Annotated in this window: 12 protein-coding genes and 1 tRNA gene; 6 read left to right on the top strand and 7 right to left on the bottom strand. The window is 65.7% G+C overall.

What is annotated here, in order from left to right; genetic code table 11:
- Positions 1 to 156: 156 nt before the first annotated feature.
- A complete protein-coding gene (locus D7D52_RS00065; protein WP_120734491.1) occupies positions 157 to 1,002 on the bottom strand; it encodes a TOMM precursor leader peptide-binding protein in 846 nt (281 codons plus the stop codon).
- Between the two features lie 84 nt (positions 1,003 to 1,086).
- Complete coding sequence (locus D7D52_RS00060; RefSeq protein ID WP_120734490.1) at positions 1,087 to 2,502, bottom strand: zinc-dependent metalloprotease; 1,416 nt, start codon at positions 2,500 to 2,502, stop codon at positions 1,087 to 1,089.
- Between the two features lie 85 nt (positions 2,503 to 2,587).
- Between D7D52_RS00060 and D7D52_RS00055 the strand changes: the two genes are divergently transcribed.
- The gene (locus D7D52_RS00055) at positions 2,588 to 3,613 is read left to right on the top strand and encodes a YlbL family protein (RefSeq protein WP_187703085.1); all 1,026 of its coding nucleotides are present in this window, start codon (positions 2,588 to 2,590) and stop codon (positions 3,611 to 3,613) included.
- Between the two features lie 35 nt (positions 3,614 to 3,648).
- Here the strand turns inward: D7D52_RS00055 and D7D52_RS00050 are convergent, their stop codons facing one another.
- On the bottom strand, positions 3,649 to 4,257 hold the full coding sequence (locus tag D7D52_RS00050; RefSeq protein WP_120734488.1) for a PPA1309 family protein: 609 nt from the start codon (positions 4,255 to 4,257) through the stop codon (positions 3,649 to 3,651).
- Between the two features lie 181 nt (positions 4,258 to 4,438).
- Between D7D52_RS00050 and D7D52_RS00045 the strand changes: the two genes are divergently transcribed.
- Positions 4,439 to 7,426 carry a UPF0182 family protein gene (locus D7D52_RS00045; protein WP_120734487.1) on the top strand — a complete coding sequence of 996 codons (2,988 nt, stop codon included), beginning with the start codon at positions 4,439 to 4,441 and terminating at the stop codon, positions 7,424 to 7,426.
- A gap of 225 nt (positions 7,427 to 7,651) precedes the next feature.
- The gene (locus D7D52_RS00040) at positions 7,652 to 8,506 is read left to right on the top strand and encodes an NAD(P)H-binding protein (RefSeq protein ID WP_120734486.1); all 855 of its coding nucleotides are present in this window, start codon (positions 7,652 to 7,654) and stop codon (positions 8,504 to 8,506) included.
- 91 nt (positions 8,507 to 8,597) lie between these two features.
- Here the strand turns inward: D7D52_RS00040 and D7D52_RS00035 are convergent, their stop codons facing one another.
- Positions 8,598 to 9,143, bottom strand: coding sequence for a transglycosylase family protein (locus D7D52_RS00035; protein WP_120734485.1), 546 nt, complete (start codon positions 9,141 to 9,143; stop codon positions 8,598 to 8,600).
- A gap of 535 nt (positions 9,144 to 9,678) precedes the next feature.
- Between D7D52_RS00035 and D7D52_RS00030 the strand changes: the two genes are divergently transcribed.
- Positions 9,679 to 9,752: transfer RNA gene (locus D7D52_RS00030), tRNA-Met, on the top strand.
- Between the two features lie 88 nt (positions 9,753 to 9,840).
- Here the strand turns inward: D7D52_RS00030 and D7D52_RS00025 are convergent.
- Positions 9,841 to 11,172: a site-specific integrase gene (locus tag D7D52_RS00025; RefSeq protein WP_120734484.1), complete on the bottom strand. Its 1,332-nt coding sequence runs from the start codon at positions 11,170 to 11,172 to the stop codon at positions 9,841 to 9,843.
- Positions 11,169 to 11,399: a helix-turn-helix domain-containing protein gene (locus D7D52_RS00020; RefSeq protein ID WP_120734483.1), complete on the bottom strand. Its 231-nt coding sequence runs from the start codon at positions 11,397 to 11,399 to the stop codon at positions 11,169 to 11,171. The genes D7D52_RS00025 and D7D52_RS00020 overlap by 4 nt, the downstream gene beginning before the upstream one ends.
- 761 nt (positions 11,400 to 12,160) lie before the next feature.
- Here D7D52_RS00020 and D7D52_RS40245 point away from each other — a divergent pair.
- Entirely contained in the window at positions 12,161 to 12,646 is a 486-nt protein-coding gene (locus D7D52_RS40245; RefSeq protein WP_120734482.1) for a DUF4365 domain-containing protein, read from the top strand.
- Positions 12,643 to 13,794 (top strand): hypothetical protein, encoded by a 1,152-nt coding sequence (locus D7D52_RS00010; protein ID WP_120734481.1) that lies wholly within the window; start codon positions 12,643 to 12,645, stop codon positions 13,792 to 13,794. Before D7D52_RS40245 ends, D7D52_RS00010 begins: the two co-directional genes overlap by 4 nt.
- Positions 13,795 to 14,188: 394 nt before the next feature.
- Here D7D52_RS00010 and D7D52_RS37470 read toward each other — a convergent pair whose 3' ends face one another.
- Positions 14,189 to 14,890, bottom strand: a complete 702-nt coding sequence (locus tag D7D52_RS37470; protein WP_162958097.1) for a hypothetical protein — start codon at positions 14,888 to 14,890, stop codon at positions 14,189 to 14,191.
- Positions 14,891 to 15,262: the final 372 nt, after the last annotated feature.

Raw genomic sequence — 15,262 nt, 5'->3', positions numbered from 1 at the left:
CAGCCCCGCTCATACCGCCCGGCCCACATTCACAGCCCTTCCCCGCACTGACGGCCCGGCCGCATTCACAGCCCTTCCCCGCACTGACGGCCCGGCCGCATTCACAGCCCTTCCCCGCACAGGCGGCCCGGCCGCACGCACACACTGGCCCCGCGCTCACAGTCCGGCCCCGCAGTCACAGCTCGGATGTGCGGGCCAATCGCGGCGATCGAGGTGCGGCGTGTCCAGGTCCACTTCGAGGGTCGCGTCCAGGGTGGCCGGGGGTCGGGCGGCCGGGCCGAAGCAGATGCTCTCGATCTCCTTCAGCGCCAGAGCAGCCGTCACCGCCACCCCGGCCGGGGAGGTGTACCCGACCCGGCCGAGCAGTTGAGCCGCCAGCTGCGGCCAGTCCGGTTCGTAGTCGGTCCGGTGGAGATCCGCGCAACGCAGACAACTGGATTCGCCGGGCAGCACCAGCGGGCCGACGATCCCGCGGCCGTCGCGGACCCGCACTTGCAGGTGGGGGATGCGCCGGCGCATCAGCTCGGCGACCAGACCTGGATCGGGCACCAGGGTGTCGGAGAGCACCAGCAGGTCCGGCCGTTCGGTGGCGAGCGACCGCTCAGTGAGCCGGTCGCGGGAATGCCCGGCCCGCAGCCCGATCCGCCGCAGGCCGTCGAGCAAGGCGTCCGCGATCGGGCCGCGCCCGTGCACCCGCACCGCCCGCAGCCGGGCCCGCGGTTGCGCACCGACCAGCAGGTCGGCGGCCGTCATCTCCCGCAGTAGTTCCGTCACCACCGCGGTGTCGAACCCCAATTCCCGGGCCTGCCAGAGGATCTCGGGCTCGGAGCGGGAGCCGTCGAGCAGCCGCACCAGCGCGGGCACGGCCTCGACCGGCCCCGGCGGCTGCACGATCACCGCGGCTTCCGGATTCCACCCCAGCTGGATCGCGCCATTCGGCCGCACCAGCACGGTGATTCGAGGGTGCAGCATGGGCCCGCGGGTGGAGGTCAGCGTCGTCATCGTTCGACCATGCCTTGCCCCGGAATCGCGAAAACCCGCGAAAACGCTTGTTCATCAGCGCTTTCGCGGGTTATCCACAACTCGCTATTTCGGGTCTTCCCCGTCGGAATCCTCGTCCTTGGGCTCCTGCGCCTTGGCTTCCTTCTCGGCCCGCTCCCGCGCCTCCGTCTCGGCGAGCTGCGCCAGCGGATCGTCGAAGACCGCCGCCCCGCCGCCCAGCACCGAATCGATGAAGCCCGCGGGGGAGTCCAGATCGGCGGAGTCGGGCAGCAGGTCCGGATGCGCCCACACGCCGTCACGCTTCTCGATCCCGGCATCGCTGGTCAGCCGCCGCCACAGCGCCGCGGCCTCGCGCACCTTGCGGGGCCGCAACTCCAGACCGACCAGGGTCGCGAAGGTCTGCTCGGCCGGACCACCGGTGGCGCGCCGCCGCCGCAACGTCTCGGCCAGCGCGCCCGCCCCGGGCAGCCGATCGCCGACCGCGTCGGTGACCACGGTCTCCACCCAGCCCTCGATCAGGGCCAGCAGCGTCTCGAGCCGCTCCAGCGCCGCCTTCTGCTCGGGCGTGGTCTGCGGCTCGAAAGTGCCCTGCGACAACAGCTCTTCCAGCTTCGACGGATCCTGCGCCAGCGTCATCGGATCCAGATTCTGGGCGGCCTGCTCGATGGCCGAGAAGTCCATCTTGATGCCGCGCGCGTAATCCTCGACCGCGCCCAGCACCTGCTGGCGCAGCCACGGCACATGCGCGAACAGCCGCTGATGGGCGGCCTCCCGGGCGGCCAGGTAGACCAGGATCTCGCTCTCGGGCTGCTCGAGCCCGGCACTGAACTCCGAAATGGCGGCCGGCATGAGCGCCGCGGTGCCGTCCGGACCCAACGGCAGGCCGATATCGGTGGAGGTCAGCACCTCCTTGGCGAGCTGACCCAGCGCCTGGCCCAGCTGCGAACCGAACGCGAGCCCGCCCATCTGCCCGAGCATCCCGAACATCGGGGCCGCGAACTCCCGGGCCTCGGCCGGCAGCGTCGCGGTCCACATGCCCGAAACCTGTTCGGCGACCGGATCACACAGCCGCTTCCAGGTGGGCAGCGTCTCCTCGATCCAGTCGTTGGCGGTCCAGGCGACGGCCTTGGTCGCGCCCGCGGGCAAGGTGGTGGCGGCGTCGAGCCACAGTTCCGCGAGATGTGCGGCATCGGTGACCGCGCGCTGCGAGCCGGGCGACACCGGCGCGACGTCGGCGCCCAGTTGCTGACGCGCCAACCGTTTGGCGATGTCGTAATTGACCGGTCCGCTCTGTCCGCCGCCGGGCTGGGTCATGCTCGAGAACATGGCGCCCAGCTGCGTCAGCATCTGACCGAGTTGCGAGGGATCGAATCCGCCGCCGCCGGATCCACCGAGCGGGAATCCGAACGGGTTGTTCGCACCGGAACCGCTCGACTGATCCCCCGGCTTGCGCTCCGGATCGTCATCGCGATTCGAGAATCCGAACGGAAAATCACTCATAGCTACTACGGTACTGGAGCCCCGGACCACGCGAACCGCCGAGCGAAGCACGGCAATGGCCTTGATGACCAGTACCCTTGGCCGCGTGAACCGTCGGATAGTCACCCTGCTCGCCGCACTGATCCCCATTCTGGCGCTGGGCGTCGTGGGCAGTGTGGTCACCGTCCCGTTCGTGGCGCTCGGACCTGGGCCGACCTTCAATACGCTGGGCGAAGTCGACGGCAAGCAGGTGGTCGACGTACAGGGTGTGCCGGTGAAATCGACCTCCGGCAATCTCAATATGACGACCGTTTCCGTTCGCGATCGGCTGAATATCTTCGAGGCGATCGGTTTGTGGATCGACGGCCAGCACGGTCTGGTGCCGCGCGCCGAGGTGTATCCGCCCGGCCAGTCGCGTGACGATGTAGACAAAAGCAATCAGCAGCAGTTCAAGGATTCCGAGGACTCCGCCGAATTGGCGGCGCTGAACTATCTGAAGCTGCCGACCGCGGTGGTGCTGGCGAATGTCGCCGACGACGGTCCCGCCAAGGATGTGCTGCGCAAGGGTGACGAACTGGTCACCGTCGACGGTAAGCCGATCGCCACCACCAAAGACGTTGTCGCCGCGGTCTCCGCGGCCAAGCCCGGCACCGCCGTGCCCGTGGTGCTGCGCCGCGACGGCGTCGAGCAGACCGCGGAGATCACCCTGGGCGCGCGTCCCGACGACTCGTCCAAGGGCTACCTGGGCATCACGCCCGACGAGGTCAACAAGGGTCCGCTGAAGGTCGACTTCAATCTCGGCGATATCGGCGGTCCCTCGGCCGGACTCATGTTCACGCTGGCCCTGATCGACAAGGTCACCACCGGCGACCTGTCGAACAACAAGTTCGTGGCCGGCACCGGCACCATCGATCCGGACGGCAAGGTGGGACCGATCGGCGGCATCCAGTACAAGATGATCGCCGCGCGCGACGCGGGCGCTGTGACCTTCATGGTCCCGGCCGCCAACTGCAACGAGGCCGCCCAGCGCACCCCCGACGGCCTGCGCCTGGTCAAGGTCGAAAACCTCGCCGGCGCAGTGCAATCCCTCGAGGACCTCAAGGCGGGCAAGGACGTCCCGAGCTGCGGATGACTCAGCGCTGCGGATAACTCAGCGCTGCGGCTGACTCAGAACTCGTCCGGGTCGTTCTCCAGCGTGTGCCGCAGCGCCTCGACCAGATTGGGCGCGAGGTTGGGCGCGGTACGCAGCTCGAGGTCGCCGAACGGATCCTCCTCGTCCTCGCTGGGACGGATCTGCAGCAGCGACAGCGAGGTTCCGTCGCGCAGCACGCCGACGAACAGCCGCGCGTCACGCCGCTCGGCATGGGTGAGGGCCGCGCGGCGGCCGGCCTGATCGGCGGCGTCCCGGTCGGCGAGCAGCGGCGCGATGGCTTCGTCGAGGGCGTGCTCGGCATCCGGCGGCAGCACCACGATCTGCTGCACCAGCACACAGCCCTCGACCGAGGCCGGCCAGCTGGTGGTGCCGAGGAATTCGTCGAGCGCCATGGCGTCGGCCTCCCCGGCGATGTCCTCCGGGAACGGTTCCTGCGCAATGGGAGTCAGCGCGTCCTGTTCGTCGAGCTGATCGAGCAGGGCGGGTTCGGCGGCGACCAGATCGGCGGTCGGCACCAGCGCGAACATCTGCGGCGGCCGGTCCCAGCCCTCGCCGTCGACATACTCCGCGACTTCCCGAATACACCGGTACAGGGCCGACGCTGCCCACTGCTCTGGATTCACCCCGCAATCCTCGCATCGCTCGCGGGAACTCGACGCGGCAGGTGTTGGGCCGCGCGGCGGGCGTTTTACGTAGAGTGGGGCGCGAACGGTCCCCTGGGACCAACTCGCATCATCGGACTGCGGCGCTCCGGGCCGGAAAACCCCGGCGTGGAACGTCGCCGGACCCTGGGAGAGTGGCATCGTGGGCATGCGCCCCCCGACCGGCTTACCTTCGCTGTCCCGACGCAGCCGCATACTGCTCGTCACGGCGCTGGTGCTGGCCGCCCTGTTACTGGTCGGCCCCCGGCTCACCGACGCCTACACGAACTGGTTGTGGTTCGGGGAGGTCGGTTTCCGCAACGTCTACACCACGGTTCTGCTCACCAGGTTCCTGCTGTTCCTGGTGGTCGCGATCGTGGTGGCGCTGATCATCTGGGCGGCGCTGCTGCTGGCCTACCGGTCGCGGCCGGTGTTCGTGCCGGTGAGCGGTCCCGGCGATCCGATCGCGCGCTACCGCACCACGGTGATGAGCCGGCTCAAGCTGTTCGGCATCGGCATTCCGGTCCTGATCGGTGTGCTCTCCGGGCTGGTCGCGCAGTCGAGCTGGGTGACGGTTCAGCTGTTCCTGCACGGTGGTTCGTTCGGCAAGCAGGATCCGCAGTTCCATCTCGACATCGGTTTCTACGCCTTCGATCTGCCGTTCTACCGCATGGTGCTGAACTGGCTGTTCGTCTCGGTGGTGATCGCGTTCTTCGCGAACCTGGTGGCGCACTACGTGTTCGGCGGCCTGCGGCTGTCGGGCCGCGAGGGCGCGCTGAGCACCTCGGCGCGCGTGCAGCTGGCGGTGATCGCGGGAATCTTCGTGCTGCTCAAGGCCGTCGCCTACTGGTTCGACCGGTACGCGCTGCTGTCGAGCACCCGCAAGGACCCGACCTTCACCGGCGGTTCCTACACCGATATCAATGCGGTGCTGCCGGCCAAGCTGATCCTGCTGTCCATCGCGGTCATCTGCGCCATCGCCTTCTTCGCCGGAGTCGTGCTGCGCGACTTGCGGATTCCGGCGATGGCGGCGGCGCTGCTGGTGCTGTCGTCGATCCTGGTGGGCGCGGTGTGGCCGCTGCTGGTGGAGCAGTTCTCGGTGCGGCCCAACGCCTCCACGAAGGAACGCGCCTACATCGAACGCAATATCTCGGCCACCCGGGACGCCTACGGGCTCACCCCCGACAAGGTCGACTACGTCGATTACAAGAGCGGCGGGCAGGTGTCCGCGTCGCAGTCGACCGCCGATCAGCAGACCATCGGCAATGTGCGGCTGCTGGATCCGAACATCTTGACGGCCACCTTCACCCAGCGCAATCAGCTGCAGAACATCTACGGTTTCCCGGACACGCTCTCCATCGACCGCTACACCGTCGGCGGTCAGACCGGCGACTACGTGGTCGCGGCGCGGGAGCTGCAGCCGGCGAATCTGGCCGACAATCAACGGGATTGGATCAACCGCCACACCGTCTACACCCACGGCAACGGTTTCGTCGCCTCGCCGGCGAACAAGGTGAACGCCGCGCCGCCGAACGATCCGAAGCAGGCACAGCAGGACGCCAGCGGCGGTTACGGGTATCCGGTGTTCTCGGTGCCCGGCCCGAACGGCACGGAACTGAAGACGGTCAGCGATCTGGGCACGCCCGCGGATCAGGAAGCGATCAAGGTCGATCAGCCGCGTATCTACTACGGTCCGCTGATCTCCAAGACCGACGCCGACTACGCCATCGTCGGCTCGAACGGCCAGCCGAAGCGCGAATACGACACCAATGATTCGCAGTTCACCTATGACGGCGCGGGCGGCGTGCCGATCGGCAACTGGTTCCACCGGCTCGCCTTCGCGGCGAAGTACGCCGAGCGCAACATCCTGTTCTCCGGCGCCATCGGCCAGGATTCGAAGATCCTGTTCAACCGCAATCCGCGTGATCGAGTCACGCAGGTCGCGCCGTGGCTGACCGCCGACACCGACGCGTACCCGGCGGTGGTGAACGGCCGCATTCTGTGGATCGTCGACGCGTACACGTCGCTCGACAACTACCCGTACGCGCAGAAGACGCCGCTGGACGGTGCTGTCGAGGACAGCATCGATCAAACCACGGGGCGGCTACTACCTCGTAAAGAGGTGTCCTACATGCGCAATTCGGTGAAGGCCACCGTCGATGCCTACGACGGCACCGTCACGCTGTACCAGGTGGACAAGACCGATCCGGTGCTGAAGGCCTGGAGCGCCGTGTTCCCCGGCACGGTCAAGTCCGAGGACGCCATCACCCCGGAGTTGCGTGCGCACTTCCGTTATCCCGAGGACCTGTTCAAGGTGCAGCGGGAGATGCTGTCGAAGTACCACGTCGACGATCCGGGCGAGTTCTTCACCGGCAATGCGTTCTGGTCGGTGCCCAACGACCCCACCCAGGAGGGTGCGGCCGCGAGTGCGCATCAGCCGCCGTACTACGTGCTGATCGGGGATCCGAAGACGGGCAAGGCGCAGTTCAACCTGACCAGTGTGATGGTCGGCTACAAGCGCAACTACCTGTCGGCCTACATCCAGGCGCATTCGGATCCCGACAACTACGGCAAGATCACCGTGCTGCGGCTGCCGGATTCGGCGGCGCAGGGGCCGGGGCAGACGCACAACCAGATGACCAGCAATGGCGCGGTCGCCTCGGATCGGACCCTGTTGACCGGAACCAACGGCAACAAGCTCAAATACGGCAACCTGCTGACCCTGCCGGTGGGCAACGGCGGCATCCTGTATGTGGAGCCGTGGTATCTCGAGCGCGCGACCTCCGCCAACAACCCGTCCTTTCCGCAGTTGGTGAAGGTGCTCGTCAGTTACAACGACAAGATCGGCTATGGCGCGACCGTCAAGGAGGCGCTGGCCCAGGTCGGCGCCGCCGAGCTCTCCAACGCCGCGCTCGATGTGCCCGGGCAGGCGGTGACTCCGCCGGCCCCGGGCGGTGCGACGACGCCGCAGCCCACTCCGGCGCCGCCGCCGGTGACGGGGTCGGCCGGCAAGGACGCGGCGGTCCAGCAGCTCAACGATGCCTTGAAGGCGGTCCAGGACGCCCAGAAGTCCGGCGACCTCGGCCAATTGGGCAAGGCGCTCGAACAGCTGCAGACCGCGGTGAACAACTATCAGAAGGCCGGCGGGTAACCGGCTGACCCGGAAGGCGCTGTCATCCCTTGGATGGCAGCGCCTTTCGCGTTTTTAGGGGGAAGATCCCTCGCTCGGCGCGTCCTGTGTGGAGGAAATCATGCCCTTTCCCGGGCGGCGTAGAGGTTATCGGCGATGTTCGCGCCACCGGTGGTCTGAGATCGGCCGGAATCGCAGGATCGTACGGCGGGATTCACCCGCATCGATCCACGAACGGAGTACCCCATGTTTCTCGTGACCGGAGCCACCGGCACCGTCGGCCGGGCCGTGATCGACCGGCTGCTGGCCGCGGACCACCCGGTCCGCGCGATCACCCGCCGCCCCGAGTCCGCCGGTCTGCCCGCGAGCGTCGAGGTGGTGTGCGCGGATCTCGCCGACCCGGGCAGCCTGTCTCCCGCGCTGGCCGGGGTGCGCGGTGTCTTCGCCGCCACCGCGGGGACCGAGATCCCCACGCACGACGCGAATCTCGCCGCGGCCGCGGTGGCCGCGGGGGTGGAACGTCTGGTGAAGCTGTCCTCGGGGCGCGCCGGGGACGAGGCCGCCACCGACCCGATCCCGGCGTGGCATCGGGCGGGGGAGCGGGCGGTCCGGGCGAGCGGGATCGGCTGGACCATGGTGCGCCCCATGGGTTTCATGTCCAACGCACTGCACTGGGCGCACTCGGTGCGCGAAACCGGCACCGTCCGTGCGCCTTTCGGTCAGGGCCGGATCGCGGTGGTGGATCCCGCCGACATCGCCGCCGTCGCGGTCGCCGCGCTGACCGAGCCCGGTCATGCCGGCGAGATCTACACGGTGACCGGCCCACAGCCGCTGTCGCCGCGCGAGCAGACCGAGACCCTCGCCGAAATCCTCGGCCGCCCACTGCGTTTCGAGGAGATCTCGCCGGAGCGAGCGCGGGCAGAACTGCTGCGCGTCGGTGTCGAGCCCGCGATGGCCGCGGCGATCATGGCGTTGCGCGCCACCGCGCTGGAATCGTTCACCTCGGTGGTGCATCCGACCGTCGAACACGTCACGGGTCGGTCACCGCGAACCTTCCGGGAATGGGCATTCGATCATCGGAATTCATTTACTGCCGTGTAATAAGAATTATTGCCGCACCATAGCGAAAGGTGCTGTGTCGCCATTGACACAGCACCTTTTCATTTCTTCCGGTATGGGAAGGAAACTCGCGCTATTTGCCCAAGGAGTCGATGAGGGCGGCGTTGGAATGCAGCAGATCGTTGTACTGCGCCTGCATGCCGACCTGCTGGGCGAAGCCGCCGCCGACGCTCTTGGCCTGATCGATGAGGGCCTGGCGATCGTTCGGCGCGGCCGGGGCGACGACCGGCTCGGGGGCGGCGGGCTCCGGGGCGGCCTCGGGCTCGGGCTCGGAGACGCCCTGGCGCAGGTACCGGCCGCACACCGGCCACGCGCCGGCGCCCTGGGTGGCCAGCACGTTCTCGGCCACCCGGATCTGCTCGGCCTTGCTGGCATTGCTGGGCGACCCGGTGCCGCCGTTGGCAGCCCAGGTGCTCGGGGTGAACTGCAGCCCGCCGTAGTAGCCGTTGCCGGTGTTGATGCCCCAGTTGCCGCCGCTCTCGCACTGGGCGACGCCGTCCCAGTCGTGGGCGGGGGCGGCCGAAGCGGTTGCGGTGAAGCCGAACGGGACGGCAACAAGTGCGCCGGTGACGGCGGCGAGGCCGAGTGCGCGAGTGTTGATCTTCCGGTTCTGTTTCATGGTGTATTCCCTCCCTGCGCCACCGACCCGGTTTTCGTGCTCCACCGCGTCCCTGTCCCCAGGAGGCTCTGGGTGCCCGACCGCGGGACAGGGTTTCCGGCGTGCAGCGGTCGGGTTCGTTGCCCATCACAGGTTTGATCCGGGCGGAACTGACCATAACGAGGAAATCTCGGCAGATCACGTCTTGATAACTCCAGAATTGCATGAAGCGAATGACGCCGTAAACCTCATCGATGCAGGTTGGCTATGCTGCAAATGCGAATCCCGATCGGTCTGTTATCCCCCCGTGATGTGACTGGTATCACTCCCATTTTGTGACACCGCTCACGTTTCCCGTCCCCTCTCACTGCCAGACGCGCGCACGAGCCTTTCAAACGGAAGATTTTCAACCTGATCACTCCACTTACCGACCCCTCGCCCACCCCGCTTCGCCAAGCCCACTTCACCCGCGCCCACCCCGTCACACCCCCTAATCCGTCCTTGACCAGCCGATTTGGTGCATCTCCAAACCCGTGTGTAATGTTGTGTTCACCGACGCGGGGTGGAGCAGCTCGGTAGCTCGCTGGGCTCATAACCCAGAGGTCGCAGGTTCAAATCCTGTCCCCGCTACTAGGCAGAACGGCCCGGAACCAGCTGGTTCCGGGCCGTTTTCGCGTTCATTTGGCATCACGTTTGGCATCATTAGCCAAACTCAGTTTCATGGGTTCGATGCTGTCTCCTGTGTTCTGCGGCGTCCCAGCATGTACGCGGCGGCGCGAGCGGCGGCGTCCTCGTCCTGGCCGGGCAGGACGTGTTGGTAGACGCTCATGGTGAAGGCGACGTCGGCGTGTCCGATGCGTTGGCTGACGACTTTGGGATTGATTCCGGCGCGCAGGGCTCCGGTGACGTAGGTGTGGCGCAGGTCGTAGAAGCGGATCTCGGGCAATCCGGCCTGGGCGGCCAGTCGTTTGAACCGCTCCCGGATCGAATCCGGGTGGACGGGGCGGCCGTCTTCGTAGGTGAAGACCAGGTCGGTGTCGCGGAAGTCGTCACCGTAGAGGGCGCGCTCGGCATCCTGGATGGCTTGCCACACGCGAAGTGCGCCGACGGTCTCCTCGTCGAGGGCGATCAGGCGTTCGGAGTCTTCGGTCTTGACCTGAGCGTCCTGCGCTCGCCCAGACACGACTACCCGGCCCTGGTGCACCGACAGTGTCCCAGCGTCGAGATCCAGGGAGGGCCACCGGATTCCGCAGATCTCGGCTCGCCGAAGCCCGGTGGTCAGTTCCAGTCGGAACAGGGCGTAGAACCGATCGAAGCAGATGCTGTCCATGAATCGGGTGGCTTGCTCTGGTGTCCATACAGGCCGTCGAGATTTGGCCACGCGAGGTGGCTTCGCGTTGTCGGCGGGGTTGTCGACAAGGTACTTCCAGGTGACGGCGTCGACGAGCGCCCGATGGATGGCGAGGTGGATGTTGCGGACCGTTTTCGGTTCCAGCCCAGCTGGTTTCGGGGTGGGAATTCGTCCCGCCCTGTAGCGGCGTACAGCGGCTCGGGCAGCATGAATGGTGACGCCACAGGCGTCGGTGATCTCGCGCGGTGTGGGCTGCTGGCCGCGCTTGGCCGCCTTTGCCCAGTACTCGTACATGCGAATGTTGTTGTCGGGCTTGATACGTCCATCGGTCAGAAGCTGGGTATAGAACTTCACCAGCATTGGCGCGGTCAGCTTCTGCAACTCGCCGTCGCCGAGGCGAGGAACGACGTATGCGTGGATGAACGCCTGCCAGTTGTCGTAGGTGGTGGCGTCAACGAGCATTTTGATCGCGGGCAGCCACTCCTCGACGAAGAACGCCCGGACGGTGATCTTCGAGGACTTCACGCGCCTGTTCTGCTCGACGGCCTTGATCGCGTCTCGGCAGGCCGCCCAGGCTTCCTTCTCGGTGGCGAAGCCGCCCTTGGTGTCGAAGTCGGGTTTTCCGTCCGGCCCCTTCTCCGGGAGCCGGAACTGGTAGTACCAGGTCTTGCCGCGCTTGCGGACGTGCCCCTGTTTCATGCCGCAGCCTTGCCGAGCTCGTCCTGCTCGAGCATTGCTTGCAGCCGGGCGGTGATGACGTAGACACGTCCGCCCATCCGTTTGGTCGGCAATTCGCCAGATTCGGCGAGTCGGTAGCCCGCCGAGCGGCTGATCCCGAGCAGTACTGCGGCTCTGGGCAGGGACAGCAGTAGAGGAAGCTCATCCCAGCGAAGGCGATACGTGGGATCCGGTTCGGGGTCGGGCATGGTCGCATCCTTTGGTCGGGTGCCGGTTCGGCTAGGTACCGGTGCGGTACGCCGGGACATGGACCCTCCGGTGCGTTCGTTGGGTCAAGTGCCTCGTGCACGGGATGGGTTCTTCGGCCTTGGCACCCTGTACTGGCAGCAAAGTTCCCGAAAATTGCGGCTTGAGGCGGTCACAGTTGGGCAGCCAAGATGCGGCTGCTTAAGGTCGATGTGCGGCGAGGGTGCGGTCCATATGACCAGCCAGCCACCAGAGCCGCATCACTCCCATACGCGGTATCGCGCAGATGCCTGAACACGACCGCGCGCAGACTAATCCGCTGATCTTGTCCTGAACAGCAGCAAGTGTTAGGGATCGTCGGCGTTGATTTTCGAGCGGAGTGCCGGCCGCAGTGCTCGGTCGCACCCTCGATCTGCTTGAGGCGGTCGCGATCGGCGAGTACGAAGCCGGAGGATATCCCAGCGGCGGCGAAAAATCGCTAATCCCCCATCTGACGTGTAGTGCCAAAGTTTGGTTCGATTCCTGCTAGCGGTTGACCGCCGGGGCCTGTGTGGTCACCACGCAGTACATGGTGGCTAGTACATTGCGGGGTCGGTGAGTTGACGAGTGAGATTGAGCAGGGGCACGGGCGTAGCCTGCAGTGTTCGAACTCGATGGTGGCGAGGGCGAGCAAGTTCCTGAATCGGAAGTCGACGCAGCACCCGACGGCGACTTTGACGGGCATCGAGATGGCACTGGTAGTAAGTCGAACGGGTGATGTCGAATGAGTCGGTTAGGGCTCGGCCTCGATGGTGCCAAGTCCCGGTATAGCCAGTCCTACCTTTCAGCGGTCTGCTCGCAATCTGGACACACGCTGCAGGAAGGGCGACAAGATGAGGATTGCTGGGCAGTTGACACGACGGTAGACCTCCCCGCGGCGTCAGTGCTCGTCCAGCTCAAATGCACATCTTCCCCGAGGCGTACCAGCGTCGGCGATTTCCGTGTCCCACTCAAACAGCAATGGATCGTCAGCTGGTCGGTCAAGAAGGTGCCTGTCTACGTGCTGCTCGTTGTCGTGCCCAGGAAGCAACACGAATGGATCGCGCACGCAGACGACCACACCGTGCACCAGACACACGCATACTGGGAGCGGTTCGATGCCGCAACTCACACCAAGTCCATCATTCTGCCCAAGACGCAACGGTTCCAAGCCTCTACCCTCGCTTCCTGGGAAGACCAGCTGGACAACGTATTCGGAGGTCTCGAATGAGCGCGGTCGGCACTTTGCGCCTCGCCGACACCAACGCGTGGCTCACCGCGAACGGCTGGCATCAGGCAACCGAGGGGTCTGGTGGATGGATGTGGCGTAACCAGATCCTCGATCGCAAGGTGGGTATCGTCCGCAACCTCGACAACGATGAAAGTGCTCAAGACGGACTTGTCCGCCGGCTCGCCGACGCGCACCAGCGCGACACCTCCGACGTTCGCCGAGAGCTCCAATTCTGGGGCATCGACGTGACCTATGTCCGCGCGGCGAACGACTCCGTCATTGCGGACACGATCCCGCTCAGCGCTGGTGCCGCAATGACGGAGTCGGCGCGCTTGATGTTCCGATCCGCGGCTTCAGCTGCAGTGCGGCTGCGCCCAGTTATCAAGGGTGGATACTCCAAGCTCGGAGACTCAGTAGCCGACTCTGTTCGCATGGGGCACACGATCAAGGGGTCCTACATCATCCCGGTTGAGATCCGAGTGGGAGACCCCGATCAGCCTGACGGGGAGCTGGCTCCCAGTATGGGGCAGGAGGCGATCACGGGCTGGGAGGTCGCGGAAACCGTCGAATCGCTGGAACGGCGCATGACCCGAACCTTCGCTCAGGCGATGGCGGCCTTGCACGAGGAGATCGTGCAGCAGGAACGGCTTCCCCGAGGCGACTCGCTCATGCGTCTCGTATCGCAGGGAGTAACTGCCGAATTCGTCGACGCCGTCGGACGGGTCCTCGATCACAGCGCGGTCGCGCAGTTTGACACCGCGTTCGCATGGGCGCAATCCCAGCCCGCCCCGCGCGACGTACGCGATACCGTTGCCATCCCTTCCGGAGCGCGTGAGAAGATCAGACGTACGAGTGCGGCGCTGCGGTCCGGCAGGATTCCACGGACCGAAGTTTTTACAGGTCCGGTCGTTCGCATTTCCCACGAGCCTGAAGATCGCACGACCGGTTTCGCCATTCGCACCGTTCGAGGTGGCAGGGTGTGCCGCATCGAAGCCCAGACCTCGATCCCGGTAGCAGAGGTAACCCAGTGGATGCGTGACGGGACCACCATCCAGTTGCAGGGGGCTGTGCAGCGAGGCAGCGGCGGCCTCTATATCCCCAAGGCTGCCGTGTCCGCGCTCGTGCAGCTGCCGAGCCCGGCTGGGTAAAGCAGTGGCGGCCGGCCCCGGGATCCACTTTCCGAGATTGGCTTTCGTCGTCCGCGCAGTGTCCCGCCTGATCGGCCAGCAGACGTTCGTAACCGCTGTGGACCCGGCCCGACACCACACCACATGCCGGACACGCTGCGGACGGCACCACGGTCCGTGCCCGCGCCCGCAATATTCCAGCGTCCTCGCCGACCGCTTCTACCCGCACGTGACCCAGATGCGGAAACACCATCTCACACAACGACTCTGCCGTGACACCAACACTCACAGCGAGCCGATCTAGCGAACATGCTGCGCTGCAACCTAATCGGCGACAAAACAAGGTCGTGCCATCGCCGAAAGTGAGCCAGATCCAAGTTCAGTGAGCGCCGTCGTGAGCTCCTGGACACAGCCATCACGCCACTCGGCGAAAAAAGCCAGTGGTCGCCGTCCACACTCGCTGTGTGCGTCGCCACCAAGGGTTGGCGTGCCACTGCTCGATGAGGTGGGAGAGCTGGTTGATCTCCTCTGTGGTGATCTCCTCGGATGGGCGTGGTGAGCCTGCTCCCAAGGTTCGATTCAGCCACGCGTTCAGGCGAATCTGACCCAGGGGCCTCGACACGAGTGGCCAGCGGGATATCGGCGGGAGGCTGGGTGTGTCGGCTCGTCCGCCGAATCGCCCGTACAGGAGTTGGCGGCATCGCAGTCGCCGTCGCAAACCGACCACGTGGAACAGGAACACGACCGATGCTAGATACAGGGCGATGCCGAGCAGCTTCCCCAGCTGGGTCGGTTGGAGAATAAGAAGTGCGGCAAGTATTCCCAGCACGATGCCGTACAGCATCGCGTGGCCGTGCACTTCTTTTTCGTTGCTGTCGGTTGTGACCGCATAGAGGGCGGCGAGGTCACGACGGGCAGCCCCGAGTTCCTGGGTTACCTCTTCGGGGCAGTGGTCCGGTTCAAGAGATTCCGAGATTTCTACCAGGTGTTTGATTCGTCGAAGACGTACGCGGCTGCCGGGCTTTCGATCCAGTCCTCCGCTCTCGCGGTAGTTGCGCAGCCCTACAAGAGCGTTGGGAATTCCCACCAGCAACAACAAGATCGGCACGTAGTTCAAGGCTCCCCCAGCAGTAGTCTGTGTCGCACCACACCTTAACGATGGCAGCCGACAGGGTGACCCGCCTCTGGTGTCGCATTCGGGCCCCCGAACGGCTCCTCCGCAAGGACTGTACGGGTAGAGGTTATGAGCCTGACGGCTGCGCGGTCAGCGACTTATATTGGTGGACAAGCGATCTCGGCGCGCTTTGCGGTTCCGATAGCTATGATAGCGTGCATGGGTTTTTCGGTGTACCTCGATGACGACAGTGAGCCTTTTTCATCCTCGTTCGGCGTGAATCTCGCGGTCGTGTAGGACGTGGATGGCCTTGGCCAATGATCCGGCCTTGTGCGGGCAGCACCGCAGTTTGTGCAGGGCCTTCCAGCTCTTGAG

Source organism: Nocardia yunnanensis (genome assembly GCF_003626895.1).
Classification (GTDB): domain Bacteria; phylum Actinomycetota; class Actinomycetes; order Mycobacteriales; family Mycobacteriaceae; genus Nocardia; species Nocardia yunnanensis.
The sequence above is the reverse complement of the archived record's forward strand: the minus strand, read 5'-3'. Positions and strand labels throughout refer to the sequence as shown.